At 45.6% G+C, this 25,903-nt stretch carries 24 protein-coding genes; 9 read left to right on the top strand and 15 right to left on the bottom strand.

Translation table 11 applies throughout. The features are described from left to right. Positions 1–50: 50 nt before the first annotated feature. Positions 51–299 carry a hypothetical protein gene (locus tag U0033_RS04850; RefSeq protein ID WP_143150840.1) on the top strand — a complete coding sequence of 83 codons (249 nt, stop codon included), beginning with the start codon at positions 51–53 and terminating at the stop codon, positions 297–299. Positions 300–571: 272 nt separating this feature from the next. On the opposite strand, the gene U0033_RS04845 is transcribed toward U0033_RS04850, so the two are convergent. Then, entirely contained in the window at positions 572–1,111 is a 540-nt protein-coding gene (locus tag U0033_RS04845) for a hypothetical protein (RefSeq protein WP_072363710.1), read from the bottom strand. Between the two features lie 248 nt (positions 1,112–1,359). Here U0033_RS04845 and U0033_RS04840 point away from each other — a divergent pair, with 248 nt between their 5' ends. Next, on the top strand, positions 1,360–2,298 hold the full coding sequence (locus U0033_RS04840) for a VOC family protein (protein WP_072363711.1): 939 nt from the start codon (positions 1,360–1,362) through the stop codon (positions 2,296–2,298). A 27-nt stretch (positions 2,299–2,325) separates the two neighbouring features. Here the strand turns inward: U0033_RS04840 and U0033_RS04835 are convergent, their stop codons facing one another. From U0033_RS04835 to U0033_RS04825, 3 genes are read right to left on the bottom strand one after another with little or no spacing between them, the layout of a single operon-like run. Then, a complete protein-coding gene (locus U0033_RS04835; RefSeq protein WP_072363712.1) occupies positions 2,326–3,927 on the bottom strand; it encodes a sigma-54-dependent Fis family transcriptional regulator in 1,602 nt (533 codons plus the stop codon). Between the two features lie 56 nt (positions 3,928–3,983). Next, on the bottom strand, positions 3,984–4,874 hold the full coding sequence (locus U0033_RS04830) for a helix-turn-helix domain-containing protein (RefSeq protein ID WP_072363713.1): 891 nt from the start codon (positions 4,872–4,874) through the stop codon (positions 3,984–3,986). Positions 4,875–4,892: 18 nt separating this feature from the next. Then, positions 4,893–5,606: an SDR family oxidoreductase gene (locus tag U0033_RS04825; RefSeq protein ID WP_072363714.1), complete on the bottom strand. Its 714-nt coding sequence runs from the start codon at positions 5,604–5,606 to the stop codon at positions 4,893–4,895. A 179-nt stretch (positions 5,607–5,785) separates the two neighbouring features. Here U0033_RS04825 and U0033_RS04820 point away from each other — a divergent pair, with 179 nt between their 5' ends. The 3 genes from U0033_RS04820 to U0033_RS04810 all read left to right on the top strand — a co-directional run bounded on the left by U0033_RS04820 (position 5,786) and on the right by U0033_RS04810 (position 8,021). Further along, positions 5,786–6,079, top strand: a complete 294-nt coding sequence (locus U0033_RS04820; protein ID WP_143150841.1) for a hypothetical protein — start codon at positions 5,786–5,788, stop codon at positions 6,077–6,079. A gap of 84 nt (positions 6,080–6,163) precedes the next feature. After that, on the top strand, positions 6,164–6,985 hold the full coding sequence (locus U0033_RS04815) for an SDR family oxidoreductase (protein WP_072363716.1): 822 nt from the start codon (positions 6,164–6,166) through the stop codon (positions 6,983–6,985). A 145-nt stretch (positions 6,986–7,130) separates the two neighbouring features. After that, a complete protein-coding gene (locus U0033_RS04810; protein WP_072363717.1) occupies positions 7,131–8,021 on the top strand; it encodes a helix-turn-helix domain-containing protein in 891 nt (296 codons plus the stop codon). Positions 8,022–8,415: 394 nt separating this feature from the next. On the opposite strand, the gene U0033_RS04805 is transcribed toward U0033_RS04810, so the two are convergent. From U0033_RS04805 to U0033_RS04760, 10 genes are all read right to left on the bottom strand, one after another. Beyond that, positions 8,416–9,201: a hypothetical protein gene (locus tag U0033_RS04805; RefSeq protein ID WP_072363718.1), complete on the bottom strand. Its 786-nt coding sequence runs from the start codon at positions 9,199–9,201 to the stop codon at positions 8,416–8,418. Beyond that, a complete protein-coding gene (locus U0033_RS04800) occupies positions 9,198–9,896 on the bottom strand; it encodes an ABC transporter ATP-binding protein (protein WP_072363719.1) in 699 nt (232 codons plus the stop codon). The genes U0033_RS04805 and U0033_RS04800 overlap by 4 nt, the downstream gene beginning before the upstream one ends. Positions 9,897–9,907: 11 nt before the next feature. Beyond that, positions 9,908–11,161 (bottom strand): ABC transporter permease, encoded by a 1,254-nt coding sequence (locus U0033_RS04795; RefSeq protein WP_072363720.1) that lies wholly within the window; start codon positions 11,159–11,161, stop codon positions 9,908–9,910. Between the two features lies 1 nt (position 11,162). Further along, positions 11,163–12,263 (bottom strand): efflux RND transporter periplasmic adaptor subunit, encoded by a 1,101-nt coding sequence (locus U0033_RS04790; protein ID WP_072363721.1) that lies wholly within the window; start codon positions 12,261–12,263, stop codon positions 11,163–11,165. A 472-nt stretch (positions 12,264–12,735) separates the two neighbouring features. Then, positions 12,736–14,037 carry a TolC family protein gene (locus U0033_RS04785; protein ID WP_072363722.1) on the bottom strand — a complete coding sequence of 434 codons (1,302 nt, stop codon included), beginning with the start codon at positions 14,035–14,037 and terminating at the stop codon, positions 12,736–12,738. An 86-nt stretch (positions 14,038–14,123) separates the two neighbouring features. Continuing rightward, the gene (locus U0033_RS04780) at positions 14,124–14,444 is read right to left on the bottom strand and encodes a DUF2147 domain-containing protein (protein WP_072363723.1); all 321 of its coding nucleotides are present in this window, start codon (positions 14,442–14,444) and stop codon (positions 14,124–14,126) included. 207 nt (positions 14,445–14,651) lie between these two features. Further along, a complete protein-coding gene (locus U0033_RS04775; protein WP_072363724.1) occupies positions 14,652–15,410 on the bottom strand; it encodes a LytR/AlgR family response regulator transcription factor in 759 nt (252 codons plus the stop codon). Between the two features lie 711 nt (positions 15,411–16,121). Then, positions 16,122–17,042: a sensor histidine kinase gene (locus tag U0033_RS04770; protein ID WP_177318679.1), complete on the bottom strand. Its 921-nt coding sequence runs from the start codon at positions 17,040–17,042 to the stop codon at positions 16,122–16,124. A gap of 160 nt (positions 17,043–17,202) precedes the next feature. Beyond that, the gene (locus U0033_RS04765) at positions 17,203–17,520 is read right to left on the bottom strand and encodes an ArsR/SmtB family transcription factor (RefSeq protein ID WP_072363726.1); all 318 of its coding nucleotides are present in this window, start codon (positions 17,518–17,520) and stop codon (positions 17,203–17,205) included. After that, positions 17,507–17,956 (bottom strand): SRPBCC family protein, encoded by a 450-nt coding sequence (locus U0033_RS04760; RefSeq protein WP_072363727.1) that lies wholly within the window; start codon positions 17,954–17,956, stop codon positions 17,507–17,509. Before U0033_RS04760 ends, U0033_RS04765 begins: the two co-directional genes overlap by 14 nt. Positions 17,957–18,074: 118 nt before the next feature. On the opposite strand from U0033_RS04760, the gene U0033_RS04755 reads away from it, so the two are divergent. Beyond that, complete coding sequence (locus U0033_RS04755; protein ID WP_072363728.1) at positions 18,075–19,226, top strand: macrolide family glycosyltransferase; 1,152 nt, start codon at positions 18,075–18,077, stop codon at positions 19,224–19,226. Positions 19,227–19,537: 311 nt separating this feature from the next. On the opposite strand, the gene U0033_RS04750 is transcribed toward U0033_RS04755, so the two are convergent. Next, positions 19,538–20,398 (bottom strand): phosphatase PAP2 family protein, encoded by an 861-nt coding sequence (locus U0033_RS04750; protein ID WP_245801832.1) that lies wholly within the window; start codon positions 20,396–20,398, stop codon positions 19,538–19,540. 190 nt (positions 20,399–20,588) lie between these two features. Here U0033_RS04750 and adhE point away from each other — a divergent pair, with 190 nt between their 5' ends. From adhE to U0033_RS04735, 3 genes are all read left to right on the top strand, one after another. After that, complete coding sequence (gene adhE / locus U0033_RS04745; RefSeq protein ID WP_072363730.1) at positions 20,589–23,219, top strand: bifunctional acetaldehyde-CoA/alcohol dehydrogenase; 2,631 nt, start codon at positions 20,589–20,591, stop codon at positions 23,217–23,219. A 61-nt stretch (positions 23,220–23,280) separates the two neighbouring features. Next, positions 23,281–24,300 carry a hypothetical protein gene (locus U0033_RS04740; RefSeq protein WP_245801833.1) on the top strand — a complete coding sequence of 340 codons (1,020 nt, stop codon included), beginning with the start codon at positions 23,281–23,283 and terminating at the stop codon, positions 24,298–24,300. Between the two features lie 12 nt (positions 24,301–24,312). Beyond that, complete coding sequence (locus U0033_RS04735) at positions 24,313–25,506, top strand: L-lactate MFS transporter (RefSeq protein ID WP_072363731.1); 1,194 nt, start codon at positions 24,313–24,315, stop codon at positions 25,504–25,506. Positions 25,507–25,903: the final 397 nt, after the last annotated feature.

Here is a 25,903-nt window from a genome sequence, read left to right as displayed (position 1 = left end):
CATAAACGGTGATACCGTGAATAGTTTTATCTTTATGAAAACTAATTATTGTGGAACCAGGCAAATTAATCTTACCAGGAGAGTCGTTTTATCCGCTCATTATGGAGCTTTTTGAGAAGAAAGAGAAGGCGGCTATATTGTATGACGATAATGGTCCTACAAGAGCCGGGGGTATTATTGAAAGTGTGTTTGAGAAGGAGGGAACGCATTGGCTGAGATTGGAGGATGGAACGGAAATACAGGTGGATAAATTGCAGGCGGTGAATGGTAATTTTTCTTCGGATTTTTCAACTTGCTGATATAGTGAAACAGGCCGTCTCGTAATTGAGGCGGCTTTTTCTTTTTTAAAGGTTTTATTTAAACGATATAAAAGCGCAGGCTGGTTTGTTTTTGGAGCTGCTTTAGGGGATTTGGTGAGTTTATCTTTCGGGTATGGAGGAATGGGCTGGTTCCCCGGTAAATCTACTGCCACTACGATCATCTTGCCTCGTGGAAGATCATATCGGGTACGCAAAAACTCCCAGGTCATTTCATTCCTAAGGACATCTGCCGCCACTACTATGCTTTGCTATCAGCTAATAACATAATCCCAAGTCGTCTCATTCCCCGGCAAATCCACCGCCACTACAATCACCTTGCCCTGCGGCGGCACCGTAGTAACCTGGTAATACCAGTCAACACCGTTTCTTCCCAATACCGCACGCCCTCTTTCTACCATTTCCCCCTCCTTATCCAACACTTTCACCTCCACTTCTGCCACCCGGAATTCATTCTTTGCCCGAACCACTACCTGCGCATCTTCCAGGCGGATATCCTGGATCTCCGGCGCATTGTACGCATCCTTCACCGCCATATTATAGGCATTTTGGCCTGGGCCGGTCAGCGATTTGTAATACGCTTTCAGCTCCGGATCTTTTAATATTTCCTTCGCATATGCCGCAGCAATTTTCATCTTATACCGGGCTTCCAGCTGCTTTTGAGTGGGTTTTTTATTGGAACGGCTACGTTTCTTAGCCATGATGATCTGCCCATTCCTTTCGTAGATGGTAATTTCATTGCCCAGGCTGCCGCGTACCAGCTGAAACAGCACACTGTCCTTAATCAAAGCCATAAAAATCAATTTTGGGGTTATACTATTAAAGGTATTGAATAGTTCCTGAATATTGGCTGTGTTTAATATCAAATGAGTACTAATACGGCACTTAATTGGCACCCATATATCTATTGGATATTGAGGTATCCTCTTAATATCCTTATAGTGATCTTATCTAAACGGCATCGACCTATATCTTACAGGTTTTGTTGTACCTTTTATCGATTTAATTATTATTGCGTCCTGTGAGTTTTAAATTACACCCCATGAATAATGATCAACTTGTAACCGGTATCCACCACGTAACCGCCATCGCCGGCAGTTCGCAGAAGAATCTTGAATTCTATGCAGGTATACTGGGTTTAAAACTGGTAAAGAAAACCGTAAATTTTGACGCAAACGGCGTTTACCATTTATATTATGGTGATGAAACCGGTGCGCCGGGGAGTATCATGACCTTCTTCCCTTATGAGGGCCTGAAACATGGCCGCCAGGGGAAGGGAATGCTGAATACAACCACGTTTTCCGTGCCACTGGCATCGCTGAATTACTGGCTGGAAAGACTGAATCGTTTTGGTATCGCACATAAACCACCGCTTGCACGATTTGATGGAGAGCTGGCGGTGTACCTGGAAGATACTGATGGCCTGGGCCTGGAACTGATCTTTAACGATAAGGATACCCGACCTGGGGATGCACATGCTATCCGTGGTTTTTACAGTGTAGAGATCTGGGAGGAAGGGTATGAGCGGACAGCCGGATTACTGACCACCCAACTCGATCATGTGCTGATTGCCGAGAAGGGCAACCGTTTCCGTTTTGCGGCGACTGATAAACCGGGGAATTATGTAGACCTGGTGTGCATGCCTGATAGTCTGAAAGGCTTATCGGGCAGTGGTACGGTGCATCATATTGCATTTACGACACCGGATGGGGAGGCGCAGACGAGTATCCGGCAGAAGATTACGGGAGCGGGGCTGAATGCGACGCCGATCCTGGATCGTAAGTATTTTAAATCTATTTATTTCAGGGAGCCGGGCGGGGTGTTGTTCGAGGTGGCTACGGCATTGCCGGGGTTTAGTGTGGATGAGCCGGCGGCGCACCTGGGAGAGCACTTGATGTTGCCGGAGTGGCTGGAATCGCAGCGGGAGACACTGGAGGGGCAGTTGCAGCCTATTGGGATTGATTTGTCGGCTTATAGGTAGGGTGGTGTTTGTTGGGGTAATCCCTGCTCAATTCACCAACACCAATTCCTTCTTAATATTCAGCTTCTGCATTTTCGATACCAGTGTAGTAGGCGGTAAGCCCAGCATCATCGCAGCACCATTGGGACCGGAGACTTTTCCCTTGCATGTCTTTAAGACCTTGAGAATATACTCCCGTTCCATGGCTGCCAGCGGAATAATCTCAAAATTATCTTCAGTTTGTAGCGGCTGATGCACCGGCAGGTTAATCTGGGTAATGGTCGTACCATTGCAAAGCAATACGGCTCTTTCAATAATGTGTTCCAACTCCCTGATATTTCCCGGCCAGGAATAATTTAGCAGACTATCAAGCGCCTTCTGGCTAATATTTGCCACCTTCTTACGGGTTTCCTGTGCATAGCGGTTAATGAAATGATTGACCAGTACAGGTATATCTTCCTTACGTTGCCGCAGGGGAGGGAGTGACACCGGGAATACGTTCAGCCGGTAATACAGGTCGCTTCTGAACCTGCCGGCCTGCACTTCTTTCTCCAGGTTTCGGTTAGTGGCGGCGATGATGCGCACATTCACCCTGATACTACCTTTGCCGCCTATACGTTCTATTTCTCTTTCCTGTAATACACGCAATAATTTTGCCTGTAACTCCAGGGAAAGTTCTCCTATTTCATCTAAAAATATCGTGCTGTTATCCGCCTGTTCAAACTTCCCGATACGCTTATCTATGGCGCCGGTAAAGCTACCTTTTTCGTGGCCGAACAATTCACTTTCAATCAGTGTGGCCGGGATGGCGGCGCAATTGACACGGATCATAACCTGTTGTGCACGCGGGGATGCCTGGTGAATGGCGCTTGCCACCAGTTCCTTGCCGGTACCAGTTTCGCCGGTAATGATAACGGTACTGTCAGCCGTAGCAACGAGGGAAATGAGTTTGTATATTTTCTGTATTTCAGGAGAAGAACCGATCAGCTTTGCAGGGCTGTTTTCCTGGTTTAAGTAGTAGTTGCCTCCTTTTAATTGTTCAATTTCTGCCTGCTGACTGGCAATTTTTTCATTTGCAAGAATGTTGCTGATACCCATGCCAAGCATATCGGCAACACCTGTAAGCAGGGGAAACTGGTTCGGCGAAAATGCCCCGTATTTATCGGAATACAGGTATAGTAAGCCTTTTGCCTGGCTTGCATTGGTGATCTTTGTGACCATCATTTCCCGGATACCGCTATTGTGCCAGTGAATGATGTAAGGAGGCACGTTCTTATTGCGGATCAGTTTTTTGAGATCGAATATTAATGGTTCGTCAGCATTGAGCGCGATATTAAAGATGCCATCTTCGATGTCGTGCGCTTTGTGCATAATCGGACTTTCGTCTACTCTTCTTTTAATGACCGCTTCTTTTGTGTGGAGGAAAGGTGAATGCGTCTTGCCATCTTCATTGATCAGGCACAGGGTATAGTATTTTCCTCCAAAAAGTGAGAGCAGTTGATCAGTGATCACGTTCCACAGTTCATCCCGTTTTTGAGCAGCAGCAATCCTGTTACTGAGGTAGAGTAAAGTTGACTGTTCTTTTTCTCTTTGAGTGATTTGCTCTAACAGTTGATGATGCGAGACGATGATAGGTTGTTTCCAATCCATAATCGAATGTTGTATTGTAACGATACAACGAAAGTAGTAAATCCATTGCAGATTTACTAGCTTGATTTCCGATAGGCGAGGGGAGAGGTGTTCGTTTTTTGTCTGAATAACTTGTTAAAAGATTGCGGATGTTCGAAGCCCAGCTGGTATGCAATTTCTGCAATAGTTGCATTGGTCGTGAGCAGGATTTCCTTTGCTTTTTCAATGAGTTGGTGATGGATGTGTTGCTGTGTACCCATGCCTGTTAAGGATTTGAGCATATCACTTAAGTAGCGGGGAGATACCTGCAGATGGTTGGCAACCTGTTGCACAGTGGGGAGCTGGGAGGAGGTATTGATCGTTTCGGAAATATACGTGTTCATCTGACAAATAAGGTCATTGTAGAGGGTTTTGCGGGTGAGGAACTGCCGGTTGTAAAAACGGTTACTATAATTTAACAATAGTTCGAGTTGTGCAATCATCACGTCATGGCTGAAATGGTCGATGTTGTTTTCTAATTCCAGGAGCATGGCGTCGAAGATGGAGAAGATGATTTTCTTCTCTTTTTCGGAGAGGTAGAGGGCTTCGGTGACGGTGTAGGAGAAATAACCATATTGTTGGATGGTTTTGGCTAAGGGATAACCGCGGAGGAAGTCGGGGTGGAAGAATAATGTGTAGCCGTCATAATCGGCGACATCGCCGGTGGGGATAGAGAACTGGTGTGGGCCGGTGAAGGAGAGGCCGCCGTCTTCGAAGTCGTAGGTGCCGCGACCGTAGGGGATTTTTCCTTTAAAATCGATTTTGAAAGAGATCTTGTATAGGTTGGTGCTGACTTTACGACCTATGTCTTCGGGCTTTACTTTGATGTTGCCGGTTGGGATGAGGGTAATGAGGGGGTGCAGTGGCGCCGGGAGGTCCAGGCGCCGCTGCAGGGCTGAGATGGTGTCGAAATGAATGGGTGGTTCCATGTGATGAAGGTAGGGATTTTATTGGGCAGTGGGGCGGATGACGATGTCGTTCACATCCACATCTGCAGGCTGGTCAATGGCAAATGCGATTGCATTGGCGATGGCATCCGGGGAGATGGCAATCTGCTCCATCCGTCCTTTCATTTGTTCTTTGATGTCCAGGTTGGTCATAGAATCTGAGAAATTCGTTTTAATAAACCCGGGAGAAACGCTGGTTACCCTGATGGTAGGGCCGGCTTCCTGGCGGAGGGCATCGGCTACGGTGCGGACGGCATTTTTAGTAGCGGCATAAACGGCCATGGTGGGCACGATCTGAAGTCCGGCAGTGGAGAGGGTATTGATGAAATGCCCGGAATTTTGTTGCCTGAATACGGGCAGGGCGGCGGCAATACCGTATAATACGCCTTTAAAATTGACGTCGATCATGTCTTCCCAGTCGGATACCCGAAGCTCATCTAAGGGCGAAATGGGCCCGATTCCGGCGTTATTAATGAGGACATCGAGACGACCATAGTTGTCGAGGGCTAATTGTACAAAATCGGCCAGTTGTTCCTTTTTCCGGACATCGAGTTGCATGTAGCGGCCATTGGTTTTTTCGGCGACAGCTGCTAGTCTGTCGATTCTGCGGGCGCCGAGGATTACTTTGGCTCCCCGGGCAGCCAGCAGCAGGGCGGTAGCTTCGCCTATGCCGCTGCTGGCGCCGGTGATGGCGATTATTTTATCTTTGATCATGAGACAAAGGTCAGGGGGATTTTTGTGGGAATAGTAGCCGAAAATGTAAAAGGTGTAGTCAAAATGGTGAATGGTCAGGGAATTTGGTTTTGTTGGGTGGATGGGGGAGGTTGATTGATAACCACCTGGCTTGATTTTTTTGGTGTCAGCGGGTGTAACGAATACAGGACTTCAGTTTATTGGCAGGTGACTTTATTGCCTGTTGTGCAGGTGTTGGCACTGGGTTTATCTTTTGGGGTTATTTGCTGATGAAAGGACTTACTTTTTGTGTTGTTACTGGTTTTAGTTATCTGGGAGTTCATTTGGTTTATTGGGCGATGAAAGGACTTGTTTTTGTGTTGTTACTTGTTTTAGTTACGTGGGAGTTCTTTTTGGTTTTCTTTGCCGGTGAAAGGACTTGCTTTTGTGGCCGTGTTGTCACTGGTTTTAAACTCAAAAATCGTTCAAACGGTTTTTTGCATAACGTTGTTTGATTTATACAAGTATTGGTTTCCTACAGACAATTCCGCCCCTGATTCCCATCCTAATTTTGTCTTGTTATCAAAAACAAACAAATCATGAACAAGACGATATTGATTACCGGGTCATCTGCTGGTATTGGAAAAGCGGCCGCTCAATTCTTTGCTGCCAAGGGCTGGAACGTTATTGCTACAATGCGTTCGCCGGAAAAAGAAACAGTATTAACAACAATAAATAATGTGTTTGTCACCAGGCTGGATGTGCAGGAAAAGGCCGATATGCAGCAGGTGATAGCTGAGGGTATTAAAAGATTTGGGAAAATAGATGTGCTGCTCAACAATGCCGGGTACGGGTTATTCGGTCCGTTTGAACTGGCTACGGATGCACAAATCAAACAACAGTTCGATGTAAATGTATTTGGGCTGATGAACCTCACGCAGGCAATATTGCCGCATTTCAGGGCTAATAAAGCTGGTACCATCATCAATGTATCCAGTATTGGTGGACGGATCACTTATCCTATTGTGAGTATGTATCATGCGACGAAATTTGCGGTGGAGGGATTCTCTGAATCACTGGCGTATGAACTGGCGGCACTGAATATAAAAGTGAAACTGGTAGAACCCGGGGCGATTGCTACGGGGTTTGATATGGCGGCTAATTTTACAGGGAATCCGGAGATTACAGATTATGACAATTTTGTACAGGGTTTCCTGGATATCTGGGGTTCTAAGACCCAGGAAAGAACGACGCCTGAGCAGGTGGCTGCGGTGATTTATGAGGCTGCTACGGATGGAAGTTCCCGTTTAAGGTACCAGGCAGGCGAGGATGCAAAGGAACTGGTGAAAATCAGGATGGCAGGGGATGAGGAGTATCATGCTTATATGAAGGAGCATTGGGTACCGGAGATGGAGGAATAGAATCGTAAAATCAGTTGTGTACAATTTGATTATTATTAAGCCGGCCGCCGGCCATTTTCCCATTTTCAAATCTGCCTGCACTTGTTTACAGCAACTGCAGGCAGATTTAAGGTGTTTGCTGCGCAGGATTCTGTAAATTTGAAATATGAAAAAGCCTGAATCGATAGAAGATTTCTATATCAACAGGGCTATCAATAGCCAGCCCTTAGTATTCAACCTGCTCCGCTATGATGACTGTCTTCGTATGGATCCGCAGCCGTACCGGCGCAGGGATTTTTACAAAGTTAGTTTTATGCGGGGACGTACTCTCCTGCACTACGGTGATCAATCGCTGGAAGTGAATGGCGATGCGTTGGCTATCTTCAGTCCGGATGTACCATATACCGTCGATATGCCTGATGGGCCGGCCGTCGGACAATATTTCATCTTCAAAGGCGCCTACCTGGCGGAGTATTTCAGGCGGAATATAAAAGACCTGCCTTTATTTGCCCCCGGCGCACACCCGGTATATGAACTGGATGCCACACAGGCTGCTGCAATTGGCCACTTGTTTGACAGAATGAACCAGGAGTTTAGGTCAGATTACGCATATAAGGATGACCTGATCCGGAATTGTATCATTGATATTTTGCATTATGCAATGCGCATGGAGCCGGTGGCAAAGCGTCATCTGCAAACGGATGCCAGTGTGAGGATTACGGGGGTGTTCAATGAATTGCTGGACAGGCAGTTTCCCATTGAAAATTTAAGTCAGCAGTTTGAGCTGAAATCGCCGGCTGATTTTGCCTCGCGGTTAGGCGTACACGTGAATTCGCTGAATCGTGCGCTCAGGACTACTACCGGTAAATCTACTTCCGGCCTGATTGCTGAGCGGTTGGTAACGGAAGCAAGGATCCTGCTGAAACATTCAGAATGGACTGTGTCTGAAATAGGGTTTAGCTTGGGGTTTGAAGATCCTGCCCACTTTAGTCACTTTATCAAAAAACACACCGGGCAGGCTCCTTCGGTTTTCAGAAATGTAGGGGTGCAGGTATAGGAACAAAGGGGGTCTTGGGGTTCATCCGCAGGAATACACGTAAACACCACAGAGACATTTCTCCCCACTTCATTCGCAGGAACACATATATAAAAGACAAAGAGGATTTAATCCCAATTCACCTGAAAGGATACACCTATAACCACAATGACATTTCACTTCGCTTTATCCGCAGGAAAGCATATATAGACGACAAAGAGAATTTAATCCCAATTTACCTGCAAGGATACACGTATAACCAAAATGATATTTCATTTTGCTTTATCTGCAGGAAAGCATATATAAAAGACAAAGAGAATTTAATCCCATTCCACCACAAGGATACACGTATTATCGACAAAGACAATTACCCTGCTTCAGCCACAATGTTCCACCTATATACCACAACCGCTACCTAATCCCGGTTCATCCGCACCGCAAGCCCAATAGTCGCACTCATCCCTTTCGACTCCTTCTCATACAAAGGACTGGCTTTTTCACCTAATGGAATTGTAATGATCGTCCAGCCGGAGCGAACATGATTATCAAAAAACTGGTACCTGTTTATAAAGTTTCTGCCGATCCCTGCATTGAACAATAAATGTTTGGTAAACAACCATTCAAACCTGCACAGACCCGTCCACTGGTTATTGCGCAGAAATGTCTCTGCCATCCGGTAACTACTGGCTTCTCCACTGATCTCTAATCCTACGCTGACGGATGTATTAAAATGATACATCACTTTCGGTTTGATGGGAAACAAACCTGTTATCGTCCATTTTTCTGATGGCTCATAGTTTACTTCCAGGAAAGGAATCAGCTGGTTGCCAAAGAACTGTTTATTATACATCATCCCAATCCCTGCCTTCACTTTCGACGTATGTTTGTATTGATACCGGAACCCCGCCCCGTACCTCCAGCCTTCATTGTACAATCCGCCAGTGCCGATCAGCACCAGTGATTTCCTTTCAGAGAATTTGATATTATAGTAGAGCTGCATAGCGCCTGACTGCAACGTATGATCCTCTAATGTCAGGTGACGATAGGTCACATTGCCCAACATGTTTTTCAACAAAGGAAACCGTGCATTGGCCATGATCGTCTGCGCACTATAATTTCCTCCGTCATAAGTATAATTTATACCCTGGGCAGATAATCCGGTACCTGACAACAGGGCAAAGGCAATAAAAACATATCTCATAGTTCATGTGGTTTTCGGTCATGACTGATAATAATTCCATCTTTCATTTCAATGATGCGATCGCTTTTCGCAGCAAAGTCATTATCATGGGTCACTGTAATAATTGTTTTATTATGCTCCGCCGACAATTGTTTGAAAATATCAAAGACCACCGCTGTATTCAGGCTATCGAGGTTGCCGGTAGGTTCATCGCCCATGATGATGGTGGGTTCGTTGATCAATGCGCGGGCAATTGCTACCCGTTGCTGCTGACCTCCTGAAATGCGTGAGGCAGTCTTCAATGCCTGATCCGCCAGGCCCAGGGTCTTTAATTTTTCATAGGCATTGTGTTCGATTTCGGCAGCGGAGATCTTTTTTAGACGCAGTGCCGGGATCATTACATTTTGCAGGCAGGTAAAATCGGGCAGCAGGTAGTGAAACTGGAATACGAAACCCAGGTGCTCATTCCTGAAAGCCGCCAGTTTATTGACAGCGCTGCCGGTGATCTGCTGATCGTTCAGCACCAGCGTACCTGTGTAGTCCGTATCCATGGTAGACAGGATGTATAACATGGTTGATTTGCCGGAACCAGATTTTCCTACTACTGATACAAACTCACCTTGCTGTACTTCAAAACTGACGTCAGACAGTACTTTGAATTTCTCCGGTGTATAAAAGTATTTGCTGATCTTTTCAGCTTTTAAAGCGATACTCATTGTAAGAAAAGTTAACCCCTGATGATTGATACCGGATCTACCTGCGATGCCTTGCGGGCCGGGATGTAGCCGGCGAAGAAGGAGGTAAGTAGTCCGAATATGGCACCTTGTATATAATGTTTTGTGAGGAAGGTCATGGGTAAATAGGTCACATTGCCAAGTCCTAAATACAACCTGGAAAGCAGGTAAGAAATGAGCCAGCCTACGACGAGGCCCATTGTAGCGCCTACCAGGCCGATTAACAGTGCCTGTTGTATAAAGATGCTCACCACATCACTACCCTGGAAACCTGTGGCTTTGAGGATGGCGATCTCCTTGATCTTTTCATAGATCACCATGTTCAGAATATTGTATATTCCGAAACCCGCTACCAGCAGGATCGTGAAGATGACGGAGTTGGCGATGATATCCCTGATCTTTTTGCCGGCTAAGGATTGCTCATTACTTTGCTGCCAGGATTCGGAGGTGTAACCGGTTTGCTGCGCCATGCTATTGCCCGTTTCAGTAGCGAGTGAATAGTCTTTTATATTGACATAGATGTCTGTGATATAGGCCCGGTCCTTTTGCAATAGTTGTTGTACAACGGGTGTACTCACATAGGTTTTCGTTTCATCAACATTCTTAATGGTCGTTTTGAAGATCCCTGATACCTGCAGGGTTTTGGTAAGGCCATTGCTGGCGGTGATGCGCACGTAATCTCCCATTTTCAGATTGAGTTTGCGGGAAAGCCCTATCCCGATGAGGATGTTATTTGGATTGTTGGCAATAGATTGGGTTTTCCCTGCGATCATGTTGGATGTGATGTCGAACATTTTATCCTGCTCCGCGATGTTAACGCCGAAGATGGTACCGTTTTCCTGCACATTGCCTTTGCTATAGATGATGTTGGCGTTGACTTGTGTGCTGAGGGCGATGACTTCTTTTCGTTTACGGAGTGCGGCCACGACGATCTCCGGGTTGATGATGCGGTTATCCTGCGGAACTAGTTGGGGGTTGGATATCAGGTTGATGGATCTCTTTTCCTCCCTTTCTATATAACGGTTTAGCATATCCGTATTACTGATCTTATTATCATTATACAGCCTGATATGCGGTGTCGCACTCAGCATCGTCTTTTCCGAATACTCATTCGTACCTGTGATCAGCGAGTTCATAAATATGAACATACCAATTCCGAAGGTGACTCCCAATGCTGCTACCAGCGTAGATTTTATCTTACTCACCATGTACGTGTAAGCGATTTTGGTGTTAATACCCACTTTCATATTAATATGCTTTAATGAGTTTATCATCTATATTGATCCCGCCCAGGACTTCTACATATTCAGTAGAAATGATACCTGTTTTTAAGCGGATGGTATCCGTCTGCTTACCACGTTTGACAATAGCCCGCCCATCAGGATTAACACAGGCCGCTGGCACCAGCATAGCTTTGTCTTTGTGTGCTACGATGATGTTGGACTGTAGCAGCGTGCCATTCATCAGCCCTGGTGGGATGGTATCAAAAGTTGCTTCCACGGTATAGGCCTGTGACTTTTCGTCGAAGCTGGGATAGATTTTGCTGACATGCCCGGTATAGGTTTTGCCTTTTTCTGTATTCAGTTCGGTGAGTACAGTTTGCCCTGTTTTGATTTTGGTAATACTGGCTTCATCTATTGAGAGGGTGATCAGCATACTTCCGGCATGGCCTAAAGTGGCCAGTGCATCGCCTTTACGCACGAGGTCACCTTTTTTCTTTAACAGGTTGTACACGGTATAATTGCCCGGAGATTTGATGTCGTAATAAGAGCTGTTTGCAATGGCAGTCTCCTGTTCCTTTCGGGTATTGATGAGCGTTTGCTGCAGGGAGAGCTTTGTCGCTGTGATGTTTTGTTTGATCTGTTCTACATTATGCAGGGATGACTGGTAAGCCAGTTCGGCATTGTCATAGTCAGTTTTTGCCACGCTGCGGGTGGCGTACAACCTGGCATTGCGGTCTCTTAAGGACAGGTCATTGGCTAACTTTTCAGTGGCTGTGTGCAGTTGTTGTTCCAGCTGGTTCAGTACTGCGGAGTTATCAGCGGCATTCTGGCGGGCAATGGCCAGGTTTTCCGTTGCGGATCTTTGCGCAATGGCAGCGGTTGTATGATCCTGTTTGAAAATGATCTGACCATCGGTGACAGTGTCTCCTTCTTTGGCTGGAACGTCTGTAATGTAGCCATCATTGAGGGCGGTTAATGTGAATTGCCCACCAGCTTCGATATGACCGGGTGCGAATACGGCCTCGGTGATTGGCGCGTAGACGGGTGTTGCGGTTCCTCCTTTTTTTGATTTGCAGGAGGAGAGGAGGGCCACGCCTGCGAGGAGTATGATGAGTGAATGTTTCATGATTATAAGCGTAAAAGCCCTTGTGATGACGTTTAGTAAATATTTATGGTTTTGAATTGCAGGAGGAGCGGATGGCTGCGCCTGCGAGGAATATGATGAGTGAATGTTTCATGATTGTAGGGTGGATGATCTGTGATGATGTTTAGTAAATGTTTATAGTTTTGAATTGCTGGAGGAGCGGAGGGCCGCGCCTGCAAGGAATATGATGAGTGAATGTTTCATGATTGTAGGGTGGATGATCTGTGATGATGTTTAGTAAATATTTATGGTTTTGAATTGCAGGAGGAGCGGAAGGCCGCGCCTGCGAGGAATATGTTGAGTGAATGTTTCATGATTGTAGGGTGGATGCCCTTTGATGATGTTTAGTAAATGTTATGGTTTTGAATTGCAGAAGGAGCGGAAGGCCGCGCCTGCGAGGAATATGATGAGTGAATGTTTCATGATTGGTAGGATGGATGCTCCGTGATGATGTTTAGTAAATATTTATAGTCCTGATCTGCAGGCGATAGGATTGAATAAAATAGTCGCTCATACTTTGCAGGTATTCCTGCTGGTTAGTGATCATATCCGAATAGTACCTAAGCCGGTCATCAATGGAGATGGAACCTTCTTCGAGTAACTGTGTGGCATGTGAATCATTGCTTTTGTACATAGCGAGAATTTCTTTTGCTTTTTCCATATTCTTAAAAGCAGTATTGTATGAGAGCAGGATGTTTTGATTAGTCAGCTGTGACTGAAGTCCTGCAGCCTGGTATTGCTGTTGTTTTAGATCCATGTCTATCTTCGTTTTCTGCACCGTGTAATGACGGTTGTTTCCGGAGAAGATCGGTACTGATAAGCGCAGCCCCCAGTATTGACTCGGCAGATCATTACTATTGCTGAACTGCATAAAATGATCTGTCGTAATCGTCCTGCTGTATTGATATACTGCCGACAGCGTAGGTGCATAGGCTGCTTTTGAAGATTGCCATTGAACTTTTGATTTCAGGAATTCCCCGAAGGCGAGAGATACATCCGGATCAGGCGCAAAAGGCTGCGGAATGTAAGGTGTGACGGGCTGTTCGCTGATTTCAATGCGATCTCCTGTATTTAATAATTGCTGAAGGTTATTCAGCTGGAGCAGTTTGTTCTGCGTGGCTGTCACCAGACTTTTAGTTGCTTTTTCTTTGTTGATCGCTGCATTGTTTATTGTCACTTCACTCACAAAGCCATCATTATATTTTCGTTGTACAGATGCAAATACCGTATCCATAGTTGCTGCATTGGACTGAAACAATTTTTCAGCCTCATCTGCCAGCAGGTAGGAATAATAATTGTTTGCGAGCTGTTCATACAGATCCCGCCTGGTTTTCTGTATGTTAAGGGCGGCTATTTCTTTGTCCAGTTTTGCTGTTTTGATGGCAAACCAGTTTTGTGTGTTGATCAGGTTCAGTTGTACATTCGCGGCGGTGTTATAATTGTAACGTTTGCCAAATGTGGCTTCGTAAAAGGTGCCGTCGGGAACTGTCTGATCGAACAGGTGGGCTGGTATTAAGGTAGATTGGATCCTGATATTGTCTGTATAGTTACCGTTGGCACTGATCGTTGGCAAGAGGGCACCTTTGGCCGCTTTGAGGCTTAAGGCAGCTTCCTTGTCACTGGCAATGGATGCCGTGAGCTGTATGTTATGGCCATCGGCGTATTTCCAGAGGTCCTGAACGGAGGAGAAGCGGAGCTGTGCAGACACCGGTAGCGCGCTGATGCAGTAGAGGATACCGGTGAAGAGTTTTTTCATATGTAAGTCGTTACCTGGGGGTGTGTTTTAAGGTGAGTTGTTGTTTTGAAGAGCTGCAGACAAGCCCGGTATGTATGGGCTTGTCTTTATTTAACACGTGTCCAAACTTTCGTTTGACTTACAAAACCCGCCTGGACCTTGATTTCCATTGTATCGTTTCCTTTTAGGATGATGGTGCAAGGGAAGGTCTTATTCCGTTTGGGCAGGTATACTTTACCAGTGTAGGTGCCATTGTTATAGACGAGGTTTTGAAGAATGTCTTTTCCTTCAGCAGTGCCGGTGTAGATGTTCCCGTTTTTTACTAAAGTCAGTTCTTTGTTCTTGTCTGGATTAGTCCATTTACCGAGAATGGTGTCTGGTGTAAATGAGGTGGTGATGAGTAAGACTAGTAAAGCCAGTGTTTTCATGTTGCTTTGTTTTGATAAGGCAAAGCTGGCTAATTAGGATGGGAGAGGAGGGGGCAAACTGGGTAAAACGGGCAGATTAGGGGGTAAAACGGACTGGCTTATCGGGGGAGAGATCATTATAGTTGAGAAACGAATGAGGAATGGAGTTGGCTAATGCAGTATAGCCCATTCACTTATATAGAATAATACCTTGAACCGGCTAAACTTTTAACACTCCAGCCATTGCAAAAATTCTCCTGCCTTTGCCTTGCTCACCACAATCTGCTCTTCCGTAGGCACAGTCAGCCTGATCACCAGTTTCCTCGCAAAATAGCGTTCTGCATTTCCAATAGCGGCTTTATTAATCAGGTACTGCCTGTTTGCCCTGAAAAATACCGCCGGATCCAGCAGGCGTTCTGTCTCCTCCATGGTCGCAGTAATATAATACTTCTTGTTTTGCAGGGTAGTAATTTGCAGGATGGTATTATCCAGGTAAATACAGGCAATATCTTTTACCTGTACAGGAATAATCTTTTCCTTTTCATTTACCAGCAGGGCTGTTTTATGCACGGGTCTGACCACCTGCAGCAAAGATTGTAAATTATTTGGTAAAAGCTCATTGGCGAAAGCAGCCTTCATACTCTCATACTTCTCCAGCGCCTTTTCTAGTTTTTCGATCGTAACCGGCTTAAGCAAATAACTGACTGCATTTGTCTCAAATGCAGTCATCAGGTACTCGTCAAATGCAGTACAGAAGATGACCGCACTGGTCACCTTTACCTGGCTATAAATCTCAAAGCTCAATCCATCTGCCAACTGTATATCAGAAAGGATCAGGTCCGGATGGGCATTGTTCGAAAACCATTCCTTCGCCTGTTCTACAGATTCTAGTATCCCCAGTACCTGGATTGTATCATCTATCTGCTGAACCATATTTTTCAGCTCTTTCGCCGCTCTCGGCTCATCTTCTATAATCAGGATATTCATGCCACTAAAAGTAATTTGACAATGAAGCATTCATCTCCTTCACCGCTCTTGGCTCATCTTCTATAATCAGGATATTCATGTCACTAAAAATAATTTGACAATGAAGCCTTCATCTCCTTCACCGCTCTCGGCTCGTCTTCTATAATCAGGATATTCATGCCACTAAAAGTATTTTAACAATGAAGCATTCATGTCCTTCGCGGCTCTTACCTCATCTTCTATAATCAGGATATTCATTCCGCTAAAAGTATTTTAACAATGAAGCATCCATCCGTTCAGCTCCTCCGCCGCTCTCACCTCATCTTCAATAATCAGGATATTCATGCCACTAAAAGTATTTTAACAATGAAGCATTCATGTCCTTCGCGGCTCTTACCTCATCTTCTATAATCAGGATATTCATTCCGCTAAAAGTATTTTAACAATGAAGCATCCATCCGTTCAGCTCCTCCGCCGCTCTCACCTCATCTTCTATAATCAAGATATTCATTCTACTAAAAGTAATTTGACAATGAAGCATTCATCTCTTTCGCCGCTCTCGGCTCATCTTCAATAATCAGGATATTCATGTCACTAAAAATAATTTGACAATGAAGCATTCATCTCCTTCACCGCTCTCGGCTCATCTTCTATAATCAGGATATTCATTCCGCTAAAATTAATTTAACAACGAAGCATTCACCTCCCCCTCATCTCCAACTATCAGCGCATTCATGCCACCAAAGGCAATTTAACAGTAAATCGCTCTACCGTCTTTTCTATCACAATCTCCTTATTAAATAGCAACTGGTACCGAAAACGGATGTTATGTAATCCTGTGCCGGTAGAATAGCTGACACTGTTCTTCGCCTGCAGGTTATTATTCACTACCAGGAAATCACCCTCCCTGTATATCTTAATATAAAGCGGTTTATAACTGGTGGCCATATTATGTTTCACTGCATTTTCTATTAGCAGTTGCAATGTCAGTGCCGGAATACGTAATGCCTGGTCAGCTTCCGAAATATCAATATCTATATGAATGGCATCCTCAAACCTGCTCTTCAGAATGTATACATAAGAATGAATGAAATTCAGCTCCTGTGTCAGGGTCACCGTATCCTTCTGTTTATGCTGTAATACATGCCTGTAAATATTGGACAGTTCATTCACAAAGTCCTTCACATGCTTTTCTGAGGTAAGGGTAGAGAGCGTATTAAGTGTATTAAAAAGGAAATGGGGGCTCAACTGCTCCTTCAGAGAATTCAGACTTACCTCCAGCTGCGCCTGTTTTAACCTCTCGATCTCTAACTGGCTCTCCTGTTTCTGAAATACCACCATCTTATGATGCTGTATAAAATAGAATAAGCCACTGGTCACAACACCCCTCAAAAAAAGCATATACTGCTTCCGGGTCAATGGTGTCTCTGACACGCCTTCAGAAACATCGTATAATACTGACATCAGGTAATTATAGGGGTAAATCATCAAAGCCACCAGTACCACAAAGGATAGCGCCAGTATGATCTTGTCATCCTTTTTCCGGCGGAGCGTCTCCCCGATAAACCATTGATGTAGAAACCAGCAGAGCAGGCCAAATAAAAAGGAATGCAGGAAGAAATGTAGCACCGCCCACCAGGAAAATGACTCCATGCGAAGCATTCTTGGAAAGGTCGTTAATATGGCGATGCATGCTGAAATGAGCATGCCAAAATATCCATCATGTTTTTTCACGGGTTAAAAATACAATAGTAAAGCTGTTCCCGGGCATTATTCCGGCTCAAAAGGGCATTTTGGCGGGTGAAACGGGCAGCTATTGTTTCGCCCTCTTATTCAATACCTTCCCAAAATGCTGCATCTTCGTATTCCAAAACGCCTCATAATACTCCATCCAGGCCCTTATCTCCTTAAACCCATCCTGGTTCAACTCACAATACCGCTCTCTCCCCACCTCCGTTATCATTATCAGGCCCGCCTCATACAAGATCTTCACATGCTTGCTCACAGCAGGCCTGCTAATATCAAAATTCTCCGCCAATGCATTCATAGATAATTTCTCTTTTGATAATAAATACAGAATCTCCCTTCTGCCCGGATCGGCAATTGCCTGAAATGGATCAGGTTGTAACATGTGCTTTTTCATTTAGTAGTGACTCCAATCTCTTACGTATCCTTCCATTCCACCCCGCACCCATAAAGAGGCTGGATAGGTAATTCTTAAATCCCTTAAACCCGCTGTGCTCCAGGCGCAATTCCGTTCCTCCCTCCTTCGCCACCAGGGTCCATGTCAGCACCGTATCCAGGGTGATCACCCCCGGCCCAGGGCCTCCTTTCCAGGAATAGACCAGGCGCTGCTGCGGCCTTACCTCCAGCACCTCACCATATACAATCCCGTCAAAATCCATCTTTGGTATCGGTTTCGTATGGAAATTGAATTTATGGCCCACTACCGGCTTAAAATCATTCTTCATTAGCCATTCGGCGATTGCTTCCTGCTCCGTCAGGCATGCCCATACAGCAGCAGGCGAATGTGGAAAATACCATCTGAACGATAAGTCTCTCTTCATAACATGTAACCTTTTAGTTACGCAAATATATGTAACTTTCCGGTTACGCAAATTATTTTCTCATTTTCTAAAATATATTTTTAAACACCCCGTCTACATTCTTACTAAACAATACTACATGTCAAAAGTATTATTCCTGAGTGTACCCTCACACGGTCATATAAATCCTACTATTGGCCTCGTCAGCGAACTGGTTAAGAACGGTGATGAAGTTATTTACTTTGCTACCGAAGCATTCAGAGAAAAAATTGAAGCCAGCGGCGCAACCTATAAACAATACCTTGTAGACCTGGATCTGTTTAAACCGGAAGTAGAAGGAGAGGAGGACCAGCTGTTTACCATCCTGAGAGAGGCAACAAACATTATCGATGATATCTTCCGGCAAACAAGCAATATACAATTCGATTATATCATTCATTCCACCCCCTTTCCATTTACAGCCGTATTCAAACAGGTACTCAACATCCCGGCTATTTCATCATTAGGTATTTTCCTTGGATTGAATGATTTCCTGGACCATGCAGCATCCTTTCCAACACCGTCGGAATACATCGTCATGCGTGAGCAGATCAAAACAAAATACAAGGTGATCCTGCCTGATAAATTGGTCGCTACCCTGATTAACCTGGGAGGCCTTAACCTAGTCTATTCCTCCCGGTATTTTGTACCTGAAAACCAGCTTGCAGGCGAAACCTTCCGTTTTGTAGGCCCGCCGGTTTTTGACAGGAAAGAAAGAGCCGATTTCCCTTTTGAATTACTGAAAGACCGGAAAGTCGTTTACATCTCCCTGGGCACAGTATTCAGCAATTTCAAGCCGGCATTGTACCAGCTCTTCTTTGATGCTTTTGCAGGGAAAGATGTGACCGTCGTGATGGCGGCATATAATGTAGATCTCAGTCAGTTTAAAATCCCGGACAATTTTATTGTTCGTCATTATATACCACAGCTGGCCATCCTGCAGTATACCGACGTGGCCATTACACATGCCGGTATGAACAGCATCAGCGACCTGCTGTACAATGATGTTCCTTTCGTAGCCATTCCTCTCGGCGCAGATCAACCGGATCTCGCTGAGAGAACGGCTGCCCTGGGAGCGACTATTGCCCTGGACCATAATAGCCTCACACCTGCGATGCTGCAGGATGCTGTAGAGAAGGTGCTGCGCGACCTATCCTATACTGTTAATATGAAAAAGATCAGTGATTCTTTCAGGGAGGCAGGAGGTTATCCCAAAGCGCTTGCTTACATCAGGGAGTATATAAATCGCTAACTAAATATTAAAGTGCTTATCTCAAAAAGATGCGGGTCGCTTTTTGGGATAAGCGTATGCGTAGAAGATGCTAACAAGTTATTCTTAGAAGATGCCAACAAGGGTATTGTTAGAAGACACAGACCAGGCTATTCTTAGCAGATACAAACCAGGTTATTCTTGGAGGATGCCAACCAGGCTATTTTATTAGAAGACACAGACCAGGCTATTCTTAGCGGATACTAACCAGGTTATTGTTAGAAGGAACAAACCAGGCAATGGTCAGAAGATGCAAACCAGGCTATTCTTACCAGACACCTCCCCGGCTTTTCTTACCGGATACAAACCAGGCTAATCCCAGCTGATTTCGTACCCACATCATAGGTAGGCATTATTATCGTATTCCCGCCCGTGAATCTCTTCCGGATCTTCGGGTACAACCAGAACGCCGCCTGGGAACTCAATATCCCCACGCCGGCACCAGCCACCACATCACTCAGCCAGTGGCGGTTATTATACATTCTTAATACCCCCGTTGCCGTAGCAGCCATATAAGCACCTACCCCATACCAGGGGCTTACATTCTTATATTCCATCCTCATAAACTCTGCGCTCATAAAAGCGGTGGCCGTATGGCCGGAAGGAAAGGAGTTTGCTGCACTACCATCAGGGCGCTCCCGGTGTGTCAGGTTTTTTACCTCGGTTACTGTACCGCATACGATCAATGATGCCATCCCCAGGATAATAGTCCGGTCTTTGAAATTGTGTTCTCCGTGAATCCCCAGGGCATTCAGCGCGTATACCCCCAGGATGGGTGAATACTGCAGGTAATTGTCGATGGTGGTTTTAAACTGGGAATGTTCTCCCCGGATCTCCTGTTTGGTAGCCAGATCCAGGTCATGTAAAGGTCGTATATGAAAGGTAGCGGCGCCATAGCCGATCATGATTGCGGAAGCCAGCAGGGGGCCGGGATTTACGTTGTAAGCATATAAATAGGGATGTTCAGGGGGTGAAATCCGCACCGGACCGGGATTGTCCTTAAAGTACTGCTCAAAACCGGCTTTCCGGGCTTCCACCCCTCCGGTTGCCATCTCCACATGTACAGAATCCTGTAAGGCAGGAGCCATGGTCTGTCCAATCGCACTCCGCCCTGCTACCAGTAGCATTAACAGTTGTAGGCCGTAAAATCTCATTAGGTGTAACGTAATGATTACAAAATAGTAAAATATTTCATTAATCATAGTCCTTTTTTTCTGATCAAGGTCATCCCTGCCCATAGTCACTGATTTGTATCAACGATTTATGCCAAACCGGTCATCGGTTATAATTCTACTTCTACCCACCTTTGTTAAGGAATTATTTATCAATATCAACTCCTCTAACATGGAACCTAATTCAAAAAATTTAATCGACAAGATTGAAAGAATACGGAAAGCGCAAGTACAGTTTTCCACCTTTACCCAGGAACAGGTTGATGAGATCTTTCGCCAATCTGCTATAGCGGCTAATAATGCCCGTATCGCGCTCGCCAAAATGGCGGTAGAAGAAACCGGCATGGGCCTGGTGGAAGATAAAGTGATAAAGAACCATTTCGCATCTGAGTATATCTACAATCAGTACAAAGATGAAAAGACTTGTGGCGTTATCGAAACTGATGAAGCATTTGGTATCACTAAAATCGCTGAGCCAATCGGTGTGATTGCGGCTGTAGTTCCTACTACTAACCCAACTTCCACCGCGATCTTTAAAGCACTGATTGCACTCAAAACCCGTAATGGTATTATTTTCTCACCACACCCAAGAGCTAAAAATTCCACAATAGCTGCGGCGAAGATCATTCTGGATGCAGCTGTTAAAGCGGGTGCTCCTAAAGATATCATCGGCTGGATCGAAGAACCTTCTGTTCAATCTTCCCAGATGGTGATGGCTGAAGCTGATCTGATCCTGGCAACCGGTGGCCCCGGCATGGTGAAAGCAGCTTACTCTTCAGGTAAACCTGCGATCGGTGTAGGTGCTGGTAACACACCTGCTATCATCGATGAGACTGCTCACCTGAAAATGGCTGTAAACTCTATCCTGCTCTCCAAAACTTTTGACAATGGTATGATCTGCGCATCCGAACAGAGCGTGATCGTTGTTGAAAAAGTATATGAAGAAGTAAAAAGAGAATTCATCGACCGCGGTGCTTACATCCTGAGCAAAGCTGAAACCAGCAAAGTTGGCCAGTTACTGCTCATCAATGGTGTACTCAACGCTAATATCGTAGGTCAGGCTGCTGTTAAGATCGCTGCCCTGGCAGGTATCACTGTTCCTGAAGAAACAAAGATCCTGATCGGTGAAGTTTCTTCTGTAGAACTGGACGAACCATTCAGCCATGAAAAGCTGTCTACCGTACTGGCAATGTACAAAGCAAAAGATTTCGACGAAGCCCTGACAAAAGCTACACGCCTCGTTAAACTGGGTGGTTTCGGACACACTTCCGTGCTGTATACCGATCCTACCATTTCACAGGACAGGGTGAACAGATTCGGTGCTGCTATGAAAACCGGCCGTACCATCATCAATATGCCTTCTTCACAAGGTGCTATCGGTGACATCTTCAACTTCAAATTATCTCCTTCTCTGACCCTTGGTTGTGGTTCATGGGGTGGTAACTCTGTTTCAGAAAACGTTGGTGTAAAACATTTGCTTAACATTAAGAGCGTAGCTGCAAGAAGAGAAAATATGTTGTGGTTCAAAGTACCTGAAAAAGTATACTTCAAATATGGCTGTCTGCCAGTTGCTCTGAGAGAACTGAAAGACGAAGGCAAGAAGAGAGTATTCGTTGTAACAGATAAAGTACTCTATGGCCTGGGCTATGCTGAAAAAGTAACCAAGATCCTGGATGAACTGGGTATTGCTCACACCGTATTCTTCGATGTGGAACCTGATCCAACCCTGATCTGTGCAAGAAAAGGTGCTGCAGAAATGGCTAGCTTCCAGCCTGATACCGTAATCGCTTTAGGTGGTGGTTCTCCAATGGATGCTGCTAAGATCATGTGGGTACTGTACGAACATCCGGAAGAAAAATTCGAAGACCTGGCAATGCGTTTCATGGATATCCGCAAACGTGTTTATCACTTCCCTAAAATGGGTATCAAGTCCAGCTTCATCGCTATCCCTACTTCCGCAGGTACAGGTTCTGAAGTGACTCCATTCGCGGTAATCACTGACGAAAACACTGGTATCAAGTATCCGCTGGCTGACTACGAACTGACTCCTGACATGGCGATCGTTGATGCTGAACTGATGATGAACATGCCTAAGGGCCTGACATCTGCTTCCGGTATCGATGCACTGACCCACGCACTGGAATCTTATGTTTCCGTTCTGGCAAGTGAATACACCAATGGCCTGGCACTCGAAGCTATCCGCCTGATCTTCAAATACCTGCCTGCTGCTTACAACGAAGGTAAGACCAACGTGAAAGCAAGAGAAAAAATGGCACACGCTTCTACCATCGCTGGTATGGCTTTCGCCAACGCGTTCCTCGGTATCTGTCACTCCCTGGCACACAAACTGGGTGCTACCCACCACGTGCCTCACGGTGTAGCGAACGGTATGCTCATCACTGAAGTGATCCGCTTCAATGCTGTTGAAAACCCTCGCAAGCAGGCTGCTTTCCCTCAGTATAAATATCCTAATGCACGTTGGAGATATGCACGTATCGCTGACTACCTGCAACTGGGTGGTAAGAACGATGCAGAAAAAGTAGAACTGCTGTGCGAAGCGATCGAAAAACTGAAAGCTCAGGTTGCTATTCCTAAGAGCATTAAGGAATTCGGCGTACAGGAAAGCAAATTCTATGCATCTCTCGATACAATGTCTGAACAAGCATTCGATGACCAATGTACTCCGGCTAATCCCCGCTACCCACTGATCAGCGAAATGAAACAGCTTTATATCAAGGCATTTGAAGGTCCTCAGAAAGCTGAGACCCCAAGTGCAAAGATCAAAGCACCTCAGGGAGCTTAATCTGCTATACATTTGTAGCTGGCTGCTGACCCGGCCAGCTACATTTTTTTATTCAAATTGTATGATGGACGTTCAATCCCGTAAGAAACTGGTATATCCCGTCCGGGCACCTCTGATGGAATACCTGCGTAAGTACAACCGCGATCTGAAAGTACTCGTGAATTACAGTGACCTGCTCCGCTTTCATGTGAGCATTCCACTGCTGGACAAAGATGGTAAAGACACGCTTTGGGAAACGGTATATTACGATCCTGCGCATATGGAAACCTTGTTCCCTGCGCTCACCCTCATCTACGCCATTATGAATACCTCTGGCGATACTGCTTTTACTGAGCACTTACAGGTATCCCAGATCGACTACTGCACCTTTGGTAATTCCAAACCCTTCCGCATCCGCATCCTGAACACGCTGAATGATAACTACGATTACTTCTACGTAAAAGTATCTGATGCCTCCCGCGTGTACGGGCTGGAACTCGAGCATATATTATCACCTAACAGGATCGCCTATCTTACAGATGGTGAAACCCTGGTAGAAGAACACATCTCCGGTCTTCCGGGAGACGTGTTCATCAAAAACCGCCTGAACACCTCCAAATTCAACCAGATCAGGATCTGTAAAGAATTTGTGAAGTTCAACGAACGCTGCTTTATCCGCCTGCTGGGCGATATGCGCGCTTATAACTACGTAGTACATATCACACCTGATATAGAAGGAAACCAATACCGGATCCGTGCCATCGACTTCGACCAGCAATCCTATGAAGGCAGAAGACAGTTTTACCTGCCACACTTCTTTAAGGACAACAACCAACTGGTAAGCCTTGGTATTAAACATATGGACAGCCGGACCATGCGGCAGTACCAGGAAGAGGAGCGGAGCTTAATCAATAACCGTATCCGCCTGGTGCGTTACAGACTGGATGATCTGCTGGCCTGTATGAAAGACGATCAGATCTCTCCACAAAGGAAGGTAGACCAACTGGCCGGGGAACTGGCCACTTTTCATCAAAACGATGTATTTAACAGGTGCCGGAATATGGGAGAGCTGATTGCTGAACAGTTGAAAATATATGCATAATTCATCACAACCATGAACAAACTTAAGAACAGGTGGCTCATCGCAGCCTCCGCAGTTGGGATCCATCTCTCCATCGGCTCTGTGTATGCCTGGAGCGTGTACACAAAACCATTAATAGCACAACTGGGATGGGGACTGAAAGAGACACAGTTTACATTTAGCCTGGCTATTTTTTTCCTCGGTATGTCTGCTGCCTTTCTGGGCAGTTATGTTGAAAAGCTAGGCCCTAAAAAATCCGGGCGACTTGCGGCGCTTTTCTTCGGAGCAGGCATCGCCGGCTCAGGGTTGGCAGTATATGCACACTCACTGTGGGGGCTGTACCTGTCTTATGGTATGATAGGTGGTATCGGCCTTGGGCTGGGCTATATCACGCCTATTACCTCACTAGTAAAATGGTTCCCTGACAAGAAAGGCCTGGCAACCGGCCTGGCAATCATGGGCTTCGGTTTTGCTGCACTGATCAGTAGTCCACTGATCGTGTACCTGATCGATCACACCAGTATTCCCGTTACATTCTTTATCATGGGCGGCAGCTACTTTGTAGTGATCCTGGCTGCTTCTTCTTATATCGCACCTCCTCCAGAAGGATATGGCGGACCTGCCAAGACAAAAGAAATTACTGGTATGACTGCAAAAGAAGCGATCCGTACCAAGAAATTCTGGTATCTCTGGGTAATGTTCTTCCTCAATATCAGCTGTGGTATCGCTATCATTTCTGCTGCTTCTCCAATGGCACAGGAATCTGCGGGCCTCTCTGCAGAAGCAGCTGCGGCAATGGTTGGCCTGATGGGGATCTTTAACGGTGGCGGTCGTATTGGCTGGTCAGCAGCTTCTGACTGGCTGGGCAGACCTAAGACTTTTATCACCTTCCTCTGCATTGCTATTGCTTCATTCCTGATATTACCTAGTGTACACAATCCAATTTTATTCCAGCTGATGATCTTCGTGATCGTATCCTGCTACGGTGCCGGATTTTCTACCACCACTGCTTATGTCAGTGACCTGTTTGGTACAAAAGAACTGGGTGCTATCGTAGGTTATATGCTGACTGCATGGGCAGCTGCCGGTATGGCGGGTCCACTGTTCGCAGCGATAGCCAGAAGTGCAAGTAGCAGCTATAATGGTACATTGTATTGCTTTAGCGTGTTGCTGGTGGTTGCGCTGGTATTCTCCGTACTGCTGAAGCGCCTCGTAAACAAAGGCTAGTTGATTTTTTGCAATAACTCTAGTAATAGTGGGATAATAAATGACGGTTTTGAATCGCGTTTATATTCCCACTATTTCCGTTTTTATAGTTATCGCGTTTAAAGATTGCAGGATGTAAATGAATGGCCCTTACTGCCCAAATAGAGGGCCTAAAGAGGACCAGGTCATCGTGGGTGACAATCTTGGTCAACCCGGGGCTTACGGGGGGATTAAGGGGCGGTGAATTCATTTGTGCTGTGCCGGGCTGAGAGTGGGGAAGGATGCGGCAGCAAGTGCTGCTTGATTATGTAGGAAAAGATAATGACTTGTTTAAGTTTTTAGCGGGGGGTAGCGATCGCCTGATGATAGCTGTTACTATCGGATTAGCTGCTGAAAAATAGATACGTACAGGACGTTT

The sequence above is a fragment of the Chitinophaga sancti genome, from assembly GCF_034424315.1.
Lineage (GTDB): Bacteria > Bacteroidota > Bacteroidia > Chitinophagales > Chitinophagaceae > Chitinophaga > Chitinophaga sancti.
Note: the sequence above shows the minus strand (reverse complement) of the source record. Positions and strands in the feature narration are given on the sequence as shown.